The organism is Streptomyces sp. NPDC006393 (assembly GCF_040628575.1).
Classification (GTDB): Bacteria; Actinomycetota; Actinomycetes; order Streptomycetales; family Streptomycetaceae; genus Streptomyces.
In genome coordinates this window covers 62,290-75,789 of record NZ_JBEXZD010000028.1, presented here as the reverse complement: position 1 = coordinate 75,789, position 13,500 = coordinate 62,290, and the positions used below count along the sequence as shown (strand labels likewise).

Below are 13,500 nucleotides of genomic sequence, written 5' to 3'. Positions count from 1 at the left end.
GCGACCGGCGCACCGACCGGCGTGTCCACCGGCACCTCGGCCTCGCAGCCAGGGGGCGCCAGCGGCGAGTCGGCGTACGCCCCCGGCTCGCCCAGTGCCCCGCGCCCGAGGTGGCCGTCCATCAGCAGTGCGTCGTGCCCGCGCGCGGCCCCGGGGACGTACGAGCGCAGTCCGCCGCCCCCGCGCAGCACCGGAAGCACCTGGTCCGCGGCGCGCAGCCGGGCGGCGACGACCGCGCGCCGCTCCGCCTGGTAGCTGTCGAGCAGTGTCTCGTGGGGCCCGTGGTGCCAGACCGTGGCCAGCTTCCACGCCAGGTTGTCGGCGTCCCGCAGCCCCTCGTCCAGCCCGTGGGTGCCGAACGCGCCCAGCAGGTGCGCCGCGTCCCCGGCGACGAAGACGCGGCCGACGCGCCAGCGGCGGGCCAGCCGGTGGTGGACCGTGTGCACTCCGGTGTCGAGGAGTTCGTACGAGGGTGCGGACTCGCCGGTCCAGCCCGTCAGGGTCTCCCGGATCCGGGCGACCAGCAGTTCGGGCGTGACCAGGTCCTTGCCGGGTGGCAGGAGCCAGTCCAGCCGCCACACGCCGTCCCGGAGCGGACGGGCGGTGATCTCCCCGGCGGAGGGGCCTGTCGTCCGCCACGGCGGCATCCGGTGGAGGAACGCTTCCTCGGGCCGGGGGAGTTCCGTGCGCAGCGCGGCGACGGCGTGCCGCTCGACGGCCGTACGGCCGGGGAAGCGGATGTCCTGGAGCTTGCGCACGGTCGAGCGCGGCCCGTCGCAGCCGACCAGGTAACTCCCGCGCCACCAGGTGCCGGCCGGGCCACGCGTGTGCGCGGTGACGCCCGCCGCTTCCTGCTCTATGGTGTCGAGCCGGCTGTCGGTCGCGAGTTCGACCAGCGGCTCACGGGCGACCGCGGCGCGCAGCGCGCCGGTCAGGACGTGCTGCGCGATGTGCAGCGGTGCGGGCAGCACCACGCCGGCCGCACCCGTCGCACCCGCCGCACCAGCGGGACCCACCGCACCAGCGGAACCTGCCGCACCCACGGAACCGGCCGCACCGGCAGTCCCCGCGTCACCGAAGGCGACCTCGCCCGTCACCTGCTTGCGCCGCAGCAGCCGCCATCCGGCCCAACGCAGCCCGGCCGGGCCGAGCGGCACACCGGCCAGCCGCTCCACCAGCGCGGCGGTGTCCTCGCGCAGCACGACGGTGCGCGCGGCGCGCACCGCGTCTCTGCCCGGTGTCTCGTCGAGCACGACGGACGGCACCTCCTGGCGCGCCAGCGCCAGGGCGAGCGTGAGCCCGACAGGCCCCGCGCCGACGACGATCACCGGGTCCACGGCGCGGCGCCCCCTGCCCGCGGCGGTGTCCTGACGGACAGACGTGAACAAACAGTAGGAGCAGGGTGCACGATCACAGAACGTATGCAACCCATTGCCGCTGCTTGCGTCAAGTGACGGGGGCAGTGGTGATCACTCCACTGCCCCCCTTGTCACATCTGTCGGGTGACCGTCCGTCAGGCGGCGGTTCCCGCCGACTCGGTGCCGCCCACGGCCGCCGGCGCGAGCACCGCCCCGGTCGACTTCTTGGCCCGCCGCAGCCGCCGCTCCAGCCAGCTCGCGAAGCTGGTGAGGCTGAAGTTGAGCGCCACGTAGATCACCGCCACGATCGTGAAGCTCGCGATGGTGTTCGCACCGTAGTACGAACTCATCGGGGAGACCGCCGCGAGCAGCTCCGGGAAGGTGAGGATCGCGCCGCCGAGCGCGGTGTCCTTCACGATCACCACCAGCTGGCTGACGATCGCCGGCAGCATCGCGGTCACCGCCTGCGGCAGCAGGATCGACGTCATGGTCTGGGTCTTGCGCAGACCGATGGCCTGGGCGGCCTCCGACTGGCCCTTGGGCAGGGCCAGGATGCCCGCCCGGACGATCTCCGCCAGCACCGAGGCGTTGTAGAGCACCAGACCGGTGACCACGGCGTACAGCGGGCGGTCGTCGGAGCTGACGTTGGTGTACTGGGCGAACAGGGCGTTGCCGAAGATCATCAGGATCAGCACCGGGATGGCGCGGAAGAACTCCACGATCACCGCGGCCGGAACCCGGATCCAGGCGTGGTCGGACAGCCGTGCGATACCGAAGACGGCGCCCAGCGGCAGCGCGATGACCATCGACACAGCCGCCGCGATCAGCGTGTTCTTCAGGCCGGGCAGGATGTACGTGGTCCATGCCTCGGAACCGGAGAAGAACGGCTTCCACTTCTCCCAGTCCAGCTGCCCCTTGTCGCTCAGGCTCTGGTACACCCACCAGACGAGCCCCGCGACGGCGAGCAGGAACACGATCGTGTAGACGACGTTGCGCCGTTTGGCCCTCGGCCCCTGCGCGTCGTACAGCACCGAGCTGCTCATCGCTTCACCGCCACCTTCTTGCCCACCCAGCCGAGGATCAGGCCGGTCGGCAGCGTCAGACACACGAAGCCGAACGCAAAGACCGCGGAGATCAGCAGGAGTTGTGCCTCGTTCTCGATCATCTTCTTCATCAGCAGGGCTGCCTCGGCCACGCCGATGGCGGCGGCCACCGTAGTGTTCTTGGTGAGCGCGATCAGGACGTTGGTGAGCGGGCCGACCACGGAGCGGAACGCCTGCGGCAGCACCACCAGGGTCAGGACCTGGGTGAAGTTCAGGCCGAGCGCGCGGGCCGCCTCCGCCTGGCCGACCGGCACTGTGTTGATGCCGGAGCGGATCGCCTCGCAGACGAACGCCGATGTGTAGGCGATCAGACCGAGCACGGCGAGCCGGAAGTTGATGGTGTCGAAGTCCTGCGCGCCGAGCTGGACGTTGAGCGTCTGGTTCAGGCCCAGCGAGGTGAACAGGATGATCACCGTCAGCGGGATGTTCCGCACGACGTTGACGTAGGCGGTACCGAAGCCGCGCATGAGGGGCACCGGGCCGACGCGCATGGCGGCCAGCAGGGTGCCCCAGACCAGGGAGCCGACGGCCGAGAGCAGCGTGAGCTGCACGGTCACCCAGAAGGCTCCCAGCAGGTCATAGCCAGAAAGAAAGTCGAACACGATCTCCCGCGCTTCCGCGTGTGAAGGGGCCGGACCCCGGGTGCGCCGCTCCCCCGTGGACGGCGCACCCGGGGCGCTGACTCAGCTCTTGATGTCGCCGATCTTCGGCGCGGGCTCGTTCTGGTAGTTCGCCGGGCCGAGGTTGGCCTTCACGGCCTTGTCCCAGGAACCGTCGGCGACCATGTCCTCCAGGGCCTTGTTGATCTTGTCCTTGAGGTCGCTGCCCTTCTTGACGCCGATGCCGTAGTTCTCGTTGGTCATCTTGAAGCCGCCCAGCTTGAACTTGCCCTTGAACTGGGCCTGGGAGGCGTAACCGGCGAGGATCGAGTCGTCGGTGGTCAGCGCGTCGATCGCCTTGTTCTGCAGACCGGTCAGACACGCCGAGTACGTCGGGTACTGCTGGAGGTTGGCCTTGGGCGCCAGCTTGTCCTTGACGTTCTGAGCCGAGGTCGAGCCGGTCACCGAGCACAGCTTCTTGCTGTTGAGGTCGGCCGGCGACTTGATCCCGCTTTCGTCGGCGCGGATCAGCACGTCCTGGTGGGCCAGCAGGTACGGGCCGGCGAAGTCGACCTTCTTCTCGCGCTCCGGGGTGATCGAGTAGGTGGCGGCGATGAAGTCCACGTCACCGCGCTGCAGCATCGTCTCGCGGTCGGCGCTCTTCGACTCCTTCCACTCGATCTGGTCCTCGTTGTAGCCGAGCTTCTTGGCGACGTACTTGGCCACGTCCACGTCGAAGCCGGAGTAGCCCTGCGGCGTCTTCTGGCCGAGACCCGGCTGGTCGTACTTGATGCCGATGGCGATCTTCTTGCCGCCACCGCTGCCCGACGAGTCGCCGTCCTTCTTGTCGGAACCGCACGCCGTCGCCGAGACGGCGAGGGCGAGCACGACGGCCGAGGCGGCGGTGACCTTGCGGAGCTTCATGGTGGATGTCCTTTGTTCAAAGAGGAGTCGAGGCCCGTTTCGGGGCGGTGTCGGCTGCGCCGACGGCCTCGGGCGACCGGGGGCGACCTGGGCCGTCGGGCGACCAGGGCCACCGCGGCAACCGTGGGAGACCCGCGTGACCGGGGCGGACGCCGGCCGGCGCGGGTCGCCCGAGGCCGTCAGTGGTGCAGGATCTTCGACAGGAAGTCCTTCGCGCGGTCGCTGCGCGGGTTGCTGAAGAACTGGTCGGGCGCGGCCTGTTCGACGATCCGGCCGTCGGCCATGAAGACCACCCGGTTCGCGGCCGAGCGGGCGAAGCCCATCTCATGGGTGACGACGATCATCGTCATGCCGTCCCGGGCGAGCTGCTGCATGACCTCCAGCACCTCGTTGATCATCTCCGGATCCAGCGCGGAGGTCGGCTCGTCGAAGAGCATGACCTTCGGGTCCATGGCCAGCGCCCGCGCGATGGCCACGCGCTGCTGCTGGCCGCCGGAGAGCTGCGCGGGGTACTTGTCGGCCTGCGCGCCCACACCGACCCGGTCGAGCAGCGCGCGAGCCCGCTCCTCGGCCTTCTTCTTGTCCGTGCGGCGGACCTTGATCTGCCCCAGGGTCACGTTCTCGAGCACGGTCTTGTGCGCGAAGAGATTGAAGGACTGGAAGACCATGCCGACGTCGGCGCGCAGCCGGGCCAGCTCCTTGCCCTCGTGGGGGAGCGGCCGGCCGTCGATCGAGATCGTGCCCGAGTCGATGGTCTCCAGGCGGTTGATGGTGCGGCACAGAGTGGACTTCCCGGACCCGGAGGGCCCGATGACCACGACGACCTCGCCGCGGGAGATCGTCAGCTCGATGTCCTGGAGCACGTGCAACGCGCCGAAGTGCTTGTTGACGCTCTTCAGGACGACCAGATCGTTGGTCGAGGCCACGTCTTCCTTGGCCACCGATACTTCGGTCATCGCTTTCAGGCTCCGTCCTCCTCGGTTTCGGTGGACAGTAGCCAGCCCCGCCACCAGCGTCATTACATCTGAGGGAGATCTGAGCATCACGATCTGGTAGCGGCCGGACACATCTCGTAGCAGGGCCGCGTGGGGCGCGTACCGGCTGGGTAACGACAGGTGGCGCGCAACCGGAAGCCTCTTGACGCCGTCCTCGTCCATCGGCGTGACTGCCATGGTGCACGCGCGCGTGCACGGTTTCTACATGGCATGACGATACGACGGATGAACCGGGGGAGGCCGGGATGAGACTGCTCCTCGTCGAGGACGACAACCATGTCGCGGCCGCGCTGTCCGCGGTCCTCGCCCGGCACGGTTTCGACGTCACGCACGCCCGCAGCGGCGAGGAGGCACTGCAGGCCCTCGTCCCGGACGCCGAGGGCTTCGGCGTGGTCCTGCTCGACCTGGGCCTGCCCGACCAGGACGGCTACGAGGTCTGCGGCAAGATCCGCAAGCGCACCAGCACCCCGGTCATCATGGTCACCGCCCGCTCCGACGTGCGCTCCCGCATCCACGGACTCAACCTCGGCGCCGACGACTACGTGGTCAAGCCCTACGACACCGGGGAGCTGCTCGCCCGGATCCACGCCGTCAGCCGGCGCACGGTCCACGAGGACGCGACCGCGGGCGGCGAGAGCACCCTGCGCCTCGGCCCCGTGCACATCGAGCTGCCCACCCGGCAGGTCAGCGTGGACGGCACGGTCGTCCAGCTGACCCGCAAGGAGTTCGATCTGCTGGCCCTGCTCGCCCAGCGCCCCGGGGTGGTCTTCCGCCGGGAGCAGATCATCAGCGAGGTGTGGCGCACGAGTTGGGAGGGGACCGGACGCACCCTGGAGGTGCACGTCGCCTCCCTGCGTTCCAAACTGCGCATGCCGGCCCTGATCGAGACCGTCCGCGGCGTCGGCTACCGCCTCGTCGCCCCGGCCGCGTAGCGGGGACGGGTGCGCACACGTCTGCTGCCGCTGCTCATCATCCTGATGGCGGCGGTCCTGCTGGCCCTCGGCTTCCCGCTCGCCGTCAGCCTGGCCGCGGCCCAGCAGCAGAAGGTGGTCGTCGACCGGATCGACGACACGGCGCGCTTCGCCGCACTCGCCCAGTTCGTCACCGACCGGCCCACCGGCTCCCGCCGCACCGTCCCCGACGAGCGCCTGGAGACCCTCAGGCGCGAACTCGCCAGCTACTACGAGGTCTACGGCATCCGGGCCGGCGTCTTCTACCGCTCCGGCACGCCCATGGCGGTCGCCCCGGGCTCCTGGTCCCTGCCCCCCGAGGGCGAGGTCCGGGCGGCCTTCGGCGAGGCCCTGCTGAGCCGGCGCAGCCACGACCCGGAGCAGGTCTGGCCCTGGCAGCGGCACCGGCTCGTCGTCGCCTCGCCGGTCATCCGGGACGGCGACGTCGTCGCGGTCGTCGTCACCGACTCGCCCACCGGGCAGATGCGGTCGGGCACGCTCCACGGCTGGCTGGTCCTGGGCGCGGGCGAGATCATCGCGATGCTGGTCGCCGTCGGCGCCGCGCTGCGGCTGACCGGATGGGTGCTGCGCCCCGTACGGGTCCTGGACGCCACCACCCACGACATCGCCACCGGGCGCCTGAAGTCCCGGGTGGCGGTGGCGAGCGGACCTCCGGAACTGCGCCGACTTGCCCGGTCGTTCAACGAGATGGCGGACAACGTCGAGGATGTGCTGGAGCAGCAGCGGGCCTTCGTCGCCGACGCCTCGCACCAGCTGCGCAACCCGCTCTCGGCGCTGCTGCTGCGCATCGAACTGCTCGCCCTCGAACTGCCCGAGGGCAACGAGGAGATCGCCTCGGTCCGCACCGAGGGCCGGCGGCTGGCGCAGGTCCTGGACGACCTGCTGGACCTGGCGCTGGCCGAGCACGCGGAGGCGGATCTTCAGCTCCTCGACATCGGCGAGCTGACCGCGGAGCGGGTGGCGGCCTGGGCGCCGACCGCCGAGGCCAAGGGGGTGCGGCTGGTGGGACAGTGCCCGGCCACCACCGCCTGGGCCGACCCGGTGGCACTGTCGTCCGCGCTGGACGCGGTGATCGACAACGCGGTGAAGTTCACCCCGGAGGGCGAGAGCGTTGATGTGACCGTCTCCGGGAGCGGCGCCACCTCGACAGTCGTGGTCGCCGACCGCGGCCCCGGCCTCACCGACGAGGAACTGGCCCGCATCGGAGACCGTTTCTGGCGCAGCGGCCGCCACCAGAACATCAAGGGCTCCGGGCTCGGCCTGTCCATCTCCCGCGCGCTGCTCGCCGCGGGCGGCGGCTCGATCGCCTACGGCCACCACGAGCCGCGGGGACTGCGCGTGACGGTGACGGTGCCGAGGTCGGAACCGGGGCGGCCGTAGAAGCCGGGGGCGTGAGCGGGTGCCTCGGGTGCCGCTACGGCTTCACCGACCGGTAGTAGCGCCGCGCACCCTCGTGCAGGACCAGGGGATCGGTGTAGATCGCGGTGCGCAGATCGACCAGCTGGGCGGAGTGGACGTGGGCGCCGATGCGGTCGCGGCTGTCGATGACGGTCCGGGTGATCCACTCGGTCAGTCTCGGATCCACGTCCTTGCGGGTCATCAGCACATTGGACACGGCGATCGTCGGCACCGTCGAACCGTTCTGGACGGACGGGTACGCCGACTCCGGCATGTTGGTGGCGCGGTAGTAGCGCGTGGCACCGCCCTGGGCGTGCAGCCTGGCCACCAGCTCGTCGTCGATCGGCACGAACCGGAACGCGAACTTCGAGGCGAGTTGCGTCAGACCGTCCGTCGGAAGCCCGCCCGACCAGAAGAACGCGTCGATCGCGCCCTCCCGCAGCCGGCCCGGCGCCGTGTCGATGCCGTCGCCCGCGGACCGGATGTCCTGGTGCGGGTCCATGCCGGCCGCCTTGAGCACCCGTTCGGCGATCAGCCGCACGCCCGACTCCGGCGGCCCGACGGCCACCCGCTTGCCCCGCAGGTCCGCGACCGAGTCGATCCCCGAGTCGCGCGCGACCACGAGCTGCACGTAGTCGTCGTAGAGGCGGGCGACACCGCGCAGCCGGCCGGCGCCCGGACCGTGGTCGAGTTCGTACGTCTCCACCGCGTCGGCCGCCGCGATCGTGAAGTCGGCCTTGCCGGTCGCCACCCTCGTGACGTTCTCCTGCGAGCCGTCGCTGGTCAGCAGCCGCACCTTCAGATCCGGCATGTCCTTGGCGAACGCGGTGCGCAGCCGCTCGCCGTACTCCTGGTAGACCCCGCGCAGCGTCCCGGTGCTGAAGGTGATCGTCCCGCTCGGCGGCCGGTCGCCCAGCGGCAGCAGCCACCACAGCAGCAGCCCGAGGACCACGGCGGCGACGGCCGCGCCCTGCACGCCGCGGCGCCTGCCGATCGGGGGGAACACCTTGGACATGCGCGCGATCCTGCCAGCAGGACGGCCCGCTGACCAGGCCCGCCGGCCAGGCCCCTCGACCGGGGGCGACCGCGGTCGGGGCGGCCGGGTTGTCACAGGCGGCGGCTACAGTCGCCGTATGAGTTCCTCGCCCGCCGACCTCGTCCGTGAGTTCCACCGTGCCTTCGGGCTCGACGTCCGCAGCACCCCGACGCCGGTGCCGCCGGAGCTCGGCGCGCACCGCGGGGAGCTGCTCGCGGAGGAGGCGGCCGAGGTCGCCGAGGTCTCGGCCGGCGGCCCGCTCGACCGGCTGGCGCACGAGCTGGCGGACGTGGTCTACGTGGCGTACGGCACCGCCCTGGTGCACGGCATCGACCTGGACGAGGTGATCGCCGAGATCCACCGTTCCAACATGACCAAGCTCGGCCCGGACGGCCAGGTCACCCGCCGCGCCGACGGCAAGGTGCTCAAGGGCGACCACTACGAGGCGCCCGACGTGTCGGCCGTGCTCCGCCGGCAGGGCTGGGACCCCACCGGCGTCTGACGCACCCGCCCCGGACGCGCGCACCGCACGCCCAGCACCAGCGCCAGACCACACAGAGTGAACGCGTCCTTGAACGCCCTGCGCGTCGACGCGTCCAGGTGCGGGAAGGCGAACTCGGGCACCTGCGGGACCAGCGCCCCCCAGAACCACGGTGAACGCGTCACCGAGCCGGCCTCCAGCGCCCCGGCGACCAGCAGCGGAACCACGACGACCAGATAGTGCTCGTAGGACGGCCGGGACACCAGGAAGAACGCCAGCATGAGCATCGCGGCCGTGTCCGCGAGCCGCGCCGGACCGGGGTCGCCGCGCCGCCAGCGCCGCCCGGCGCACACCAGCCCGGCCGCCGCCGCGGCCGGCGCCACCACCTGGGCCAGGAGCGGCGGCACCCCGAGACGCGGCAGCACCGCGGGCAGGGAACAGTCGAACGGCCGCATCAGCGTGTCCCCGCCCTTGAGGAGGAAGGGCAGGGTGCGGGTGAAGAACCCGCCCGGATCCGGCATGATCAGCGCCGCGCCCGCGGACATGGCCAGCGGCAGCGCCACCATCCAGGCCAGGGCACGCCACTGCCGGGCGAGGAGCAGCAGCACGACGACCGGCAGGAGCAGGGGCTTCACCGCCACGGACACCCCGAGGACGACCCCGGCCGCGTCCCAGCGGCCGCGGTCCGCCAGCAGCAGTGCCGACGGCAGCGCGAGGGCGCTCACGGCGGTCCAGTTCCCGAGGTTCATCAGATGGCCGACCGGTGCCCAGCACAGCACCAGCCCGAGCAGCCCGAGCACCGCGAACCGGCTCCGCGCCGGCACCCGGAACAGCCGTACGGCACACCACCAGCCCGCCGCGACCATCCCCACGCACACCACGGGCGCGGCCACCCGCAGCACCGGCGCCGGCAGCAGCGCCTGGCCGCCCGCGAACAGCACGGCGCTCGGCAGATAGAGGAAGCGCCGGTCGGCGTACGGGGCACCGCCGTGCAGCCAGACCTGTCCCGCGTGGACGACGAACGCGTTGTCCATGCCGCCCTGGGCGGAGACCACCGCCACCCGCGCGGCCCGGGCCAGCAGGACGACGGCGAGGAGGGTGACCGCGGCCGGACCGGCCGGACGCAGCAGCCAGGCGCGGGGTGCGGCGGCCGCGGGTATGTCCGGGGCGGCCGTCCGAAGGGCGTCGCGAGGCTGCATCACACGTACCTGTCCGAGAGGGCCGCGTACCTGTCCGAGAGGGGCCGCGGCCTGTCCGAGAGGGCTGCTGCGAGCGTAATGACGCCGCCGCACGGCCGCCGTGCGAGCGGGGGCCGCTCCACGGGCCCGGGAGCGCGCCCGCGTCGGTGCCGCACGGCCGCGAAGCCGTCGGCGGTGACTGCGCCGTCCGGGGGTACTCCGGCGAGCGCCTACTCTTGTCGCATGAGCAGCATCGACCGGAGCCAAGAAGTGGGCGTCACTCGCAGCTATGAGATCCGCACCTACGGGTGCCAGATGAACGTCCACGACTCCGAGCGATTGGCCGGGCTGCTCGAGGACGCCGGATACGTACGGGCACCCGAGGGGTCGGACGGTGACGCGGACGTCGTCGTCTTCAACACCTGCGCCGTCCGGGAGAACGCCGACAACCGGCTCTACGGCAACCTCGGCCACCTCGCGCCGAAGAAGGCGAAGCGGCCCGGGATGCAGATCGCGGTCGGCGGCTGCCTGGCGCAGAAGGACCGCGACACCATCGTGAAGAAGGCGCCCTGGGTGGACGTCGTCTTCGGCACGCACAACATCGGCAAGCTGCCGGTCCTGCTGGAGCGCGCCCGCGTCCAGGAGGAGGCGCAGGTCGAGATCGCCGAGTCGCTGGAGGCGTTCCCCTCCACGCTGCCCACGCGCCGCGAGAGCGCGTACGCGGCCTGGGTGTCCATCTCCGTGGGGTGCAACAACACCTGCACCTTCTGCATCGTCCCGGCGCTGCGCGGCAAGGAGAAGGACCGCCGCCCCGGCGACATCCTCGCCGAGGTCGAGGCCCTCGTGGGCGAGGGCGTCTCGGAGATCACGCTGCTCGGCCAGAACGTCAACGCCTACGGCTCCGACATCGGTGACCGCGAGGCGTTCAGCAAGCTGCTGCGCGCCTGTGGGAACGTCGAGGGCCTGGAGCGCGTCCGGTTCACCTCCCCGCACCCGCGCGACTTCACCGACGACGTGATCGCCGCGATGGCCGAGACCCCGAACGTCATGCCGCAGCTGCACATGCCGCTTCAGTCCGGCTCGGACCCGGTCCTGAAGGCGATGCGCCGCTCCTACCGGCAGGAGCGCTACCTCGGGATCATCGAGAAGGTGCGCGCCGCCATCCCGCACGCGGCCATCACCACCGACATCATCGTGGGCTTCCCCGGCGAGACCGAGGAGGACTTCGAGCAGACGCTGCACGTGGTGCGTGAGGCGCGGTTCGCTCAGGCGTTCACCTTCCAGTACTCCAAGCGGCCCGGGACCCCGGCCGCCGAGATGGAGAACCAGATCCCGAAGGAGGTCGTCCAGGCGCGCTACGAGCGGCTCGTCGCCCTCCAGGAGGAGATCTCCTGGGACGAGAACAAGAAGCAGGTCGGCCGCACGCTCGAACTGATGGTCGCGGAGGGCGAGGGCCGCAAGGACGGCGCCACCCACCGCCTGTCCGGCCGTGCCCCCGACAACCGCCTGGTCCACTTCACCAAGCCGGAGCAGGACGTGCGCCCCGGCGACGTGGTCACGGTCGAGGTCACCTACGCCGCACCGCACCACCTGCTGGCCGAGGGGCCGGTGCTCGACGTGCGCCGCACCCGTGCGGGTGACGCCTGGGAGAAGCGCACCGCCGCCGAGGCGGCCAAGCCGGCCGGGGTCATGCTGGGCCTGCCGAAGATCGGCGTCCCGGAGCCGCTGCCGGCGGCCGCGGGCAGCGGCTGCGGCTGCGACTGACGCACTCCCGGCGGGGCCGGGAGCGGTGCACGCGTTACCCTGCCGATCATGCTTGTCGCCGCCGCAGTCTGTCCCTGTCCGCCCCTTCTCGTGCCCGCCGTCGCCGCGGGCGCCGCGCCCGAGCTGGACGCCCTGCGCGCCGCGTGCACGGACGCGCTGGGTGTGCTGGCCGCCGCCCGGCCCGACCTGCTCCTGGTGGTGGGGCCCGCCGAGAAGTCCGGGCGCGGCCCGCACCCGGAGGGCACCCGGGGATCCTTCCGCGGCTTCGGTGTGGACCTGGACGTACGGCTCGGTGGGCCCGCGGACACGGATACGCGCACGGGACCCGCCTCGGAGCGCGAGCTGCCGCCCTCGCTCGCCGTCGCGGCGTGGCTGCTGGAGCGGACCGGCTGGTCCGACGCCCCGATCGAGGGGCTGGGCGTGGGAGAGCCGCTGGCGCCCGAGCGGTGCGTCGCCGCGGGACGGGACATCGCCGCGCGCGCCGACCGGGTGGCGATGCTGGTGATGGGCGACGCCAGCGCCTGCCGGTCGCTCAAGGCGCCGGGATACCTCGACGAACGGGCCGAGCCCTTCGACGCGGAGGCCGCCCGTGCGCTCGGCGCCGCGGACGTGGCGGCGCTGACCGGGCTCGACGCCGAGCTGGCGTACGAGCTCAAGGCTTCCGGCCGCGCCCCGTGGCAGGTGCTCGCGGGCGCCGCCGAGGGCGCCGGCCTCTCCGGCACGCTGCTCCACGACGCCGCGCCCTACGGCGTGGGCTACCTCGTCGCCGCCTGGTCCTGACAGGACGCCACGCCGCCTGGTCCTGGTCCTGGTCCGGTCCCGGGTACGGCGCGGGCGCTGTCTGGGCGCGGCCTGTGGTTCGGGCGCACGGCGTGGCGGACGGCCGGGAAGGTCCGCTTCCCGGCCGTCCGCCGGTGTGCCGCCGTCGTGGTGTTCGGGACGCTGCTCAGGAGGTGGGCGGGGGTCCCTCCGGAGGCGTCTGCGGAGGCGTCTGGGCGGTCTCGCCGCCAGGCGCCGTACTCGTGCTCGTACTCGTGCTCGTAGCCGTGTCCGGCCGCCGCTCGCCCCGGTGGGCGATACGGTCGACGGCGTCCTTCGCCTTGTCCGTGCCCGCGTGGATCTTCTCGCTGTACTTGCCCTTGGTCTTCTCGTCGACCACCTTCGCGGCCTTGTCCAGGCCGTGCTCGATCGAGCCCCGCTGCCGCTGGGCGAGGTCCGAGACCTTCTCCTTGGCCGGGCCGAGTTTGGCCTTCATGTTGTCCAGCAGACCCATGGTTCACCTTCCCTGGCGGGAGTTACGTGCGGGCGCCCTCGCCGGCCTCCTGCTCGGCCACCTCGTCGGTGGACTGCTGCTTGGGGATGTCCACGCCGTCGCCGACGGCCCTGTCGGTGCCGTCATCGCCTTCGGCGACGACACCGTCGTCCTCCGCCCGCGACGGCTTCGCCGTACCGCCCCCGGCACCGCCGTCCGCCCCGGCGGGCCCCTTCGCCGCTGTCCTCCCGTCCACCTCGGAGACGGCCGTCGCGGCCTGTGAGCCGGTCGTCGCCGCGTCGGCCGGCTCCTCCGCGACCGATACCTCCTCCGCAGCCCTCGACTCCGCAGCCTTCGACTCCGTAGCCTTCGACCTCCGGAAAAGTCGCGCAAAAACGCCCATATCAACTCCATACGTTACTCGTGCGGGCGAAACCGCGT

At 71.8% G+C, this 13,500-nt stretch carries 14 protein-coding genes; 5 read left to right on the top strand and 9 right to left on the bottom strand.

The features are described 5' to 3' along the window. The 5 genes from ABZ484_RS14850 to ABZ484_RS14830 all read right to left on the bottom strand — a co-directional run. A partial coding sequence (locus tag ABZ484_RS14850) for an FAD-dependent monooxygenase (protein ID WP_358866273.1) occupies positions 1–1,337 on the bottom strand: 1,337 nt, incomplete at its 3' end. 176 nt (positions 1,338–1,513) lie between these two features. Further along, positions 1,514–2,401 carry an amino acid ABC transporter permease gene (locus ABZ484_RS14845; protein WP_358866272.1) on the bottom strand — a complete coding sequence of 296 codons (888 nt, stop codon included), beginning with the start codon at positions 2,399–2,401 and terminating at the stop codon, positions 1,514–1,516. Then, on the bottom strand, positions 2,398–3,063 hold the full coding sequence (locus ABZ484_RS14840; protein ID WP_030178221.1) for an amino acid ABC transporter permease: 666 nt from the start codon (positions 3,061–3,063) through the stop codon (positions 2,398–2,400). The genes ABZ484_RS14845 and ABZ484_RS14840 overlap by 4 nt, the downstream gene beginning before the upstream one ends. 81 nt (positions 3,064–3,144) lie before the next feature. Next, positions 3,145–3,984, bottom strand: coding sequence for a glutamate ABC transporter substrate-binding protein (locus ABZ484_RS14835; RefSeq protein ID WP_358866271.1), 840 nt, complete (start codon positions 3,982–3,984; stop codon positions 3,145–3,147). A gap of 179 nt (positions 3,985–4,163) precedes the next feature. Then, positions 4,164–4,940: an amino acid ABC transporter ATP-binding protein gene (locus ABZ484_RS14830; protein WP_030178218.1), complete on the bottom strand. Its 777-nt coding sequence runs from the start codon at positions 4,938–4,940 to the stop codon at positions 4,164–4,166. A gap of 284 nt (positions 4,941–5,224) precedes the next feature. Between ABZ484_RS14830 and ABZ484_RS14825 the strand changes: the two genes are divergently transcribed. Together ABZ484_RS14825 and ABZ484_RS14820 are read left to right on the top strand one after the other, a co-directional pair. After that, a complete protein-coding gene (locus ABZ484_RS14825) occupies positions 5,225–5,911 on the top strand; it encodes a response regulator transcription factor (RefSeq protein WP_358866270.1) in 687 nt (228 codons plus the stop codon). A gap of 9 nt (positions 5,912–5,920) precedes the next feature. Next, entirely contained in the window at positions 5,921–7,330 is a 1,410-nt protein-coding gene (locus ABZ484_RS14820; protein WP_358866269.1) for a HAMP domain-containing sensor histidine kinase, read from the top strand. A gap of 34 nt (positions 7,331–7,364) precedes the next feature. On the opposite strand, the gene ABZ484_RS14815 is transcribed toward ABZ484_RS14820, so the two are convergent. Beyond that, entirely contained in the window at positions 7,365–8,363 is a 999-nt protein-coding gene (locus tag ABZ484_RS14815; protein ID WP_358866268.1) for a TAXI family TRAP transporter solute-binding subunit, read from the bottom strand. Positions 8,364–8,481: 118 nt separating this feature from the next. Between ABZ484_RS14815 and ABZ484_RS14810 the strand changes: the two genes are divergently transcribed. Beyond that, positions 8,482–8,886 carry a MazG nucleotide pyrophosphohydrolase domain-containing protein gene (locus tag ABZ484_RS14810; RefSeq protein WP_358866267.1) on the top strand — a complete coding sequence of 135 codons (405 nt, stop codon included), beginning with the start codon at positions 8,482–8,484 and terminating at the stop codon, positions 8,884–8,886. On the opposite strand, the gene ABZ484_RS14805 is transcribed toward ABZ484_RS14810, so the two are convergent. Further along, the gene (locus ABZ484_RS14805; RefSeq protein WP_358866266.1) at positions 8,823–10,064 is read right to left on the bottom strand and encodes a glycosyltransferase family 87 protein; all 1,242 of its coding nucleotides are present in this window, start codon (positions 10,062–10,064) and stop codon (positions 8,823–8,825) included. The two genes, ABZ484_RS14810 and ABZ484_RS14805, sit on opposite strands and share 64 nt — an antisense overlap. Before the next feature lie 222 nt (positions 10,065–10,286). On the opposite strand from ABZ484_RS14805, the gene miaB reads away from it, so the two are divergent. Together miaB and ABZ484_RS14795 are read left to right on the top strand one after the other, a co-directional pair. Continuing rightward, positions 10,287–11,807: a tRNA (N6-isopentenyl adenosine(37)-C2)-methylthiotransferase MiaB gene (miaB, locus tag ABZ484_RS14800; RefSeq protein WP_358866265.1), complete on the top strand. Its 1,521-nt coding sequence runs from the start codon at positions 10,287–10,289 to the stop codon at positions 11,805–11,807. A 48-nt stretch (positions 11,808–11,855) separates the two neighbouring features. Continuing rightward, complete coding sequence (locus ABZ484_RS14795; protein ID WP_358866264.1) at positions 11,856–12,587, top strand: class III extradiol dioxygenase subunit B-like domain-containing protein; 732 nt, start codon at positions 11,856–11,858, stop codon at positions 12,585–12,587. A 166-nt stretch (positions 12,588–12,753) separates the two neighbouring features. On the opposite strand, the gene ABZ484_RS14790 is transcribed toward ABZ484_RS14795, so the two are convergent. Further along, positions 12,754–13,080 (bottom strand): antitoxin, encoded by a 327-nt coding sequence (locus tag ABZ484_RS14790; RefSeq protein ID WP_358866263.1) that lies wholly within the window; start codon positions 13,078–13,080, stop codon positions 12,754–12,756. 22 nt (positions 13,081–13,102) lie between these two features. After that, entirely contained in the window at positions 13,103–13,315 is a 213-nt protein-coding gene (locus ABZ484_RS14785; protein ID WP_358866262.1) for a gliding motility protein, read from the bottom strand. Between the last annotated feature and the right edge of the window lie 185 nt (positions 13,316–13,500).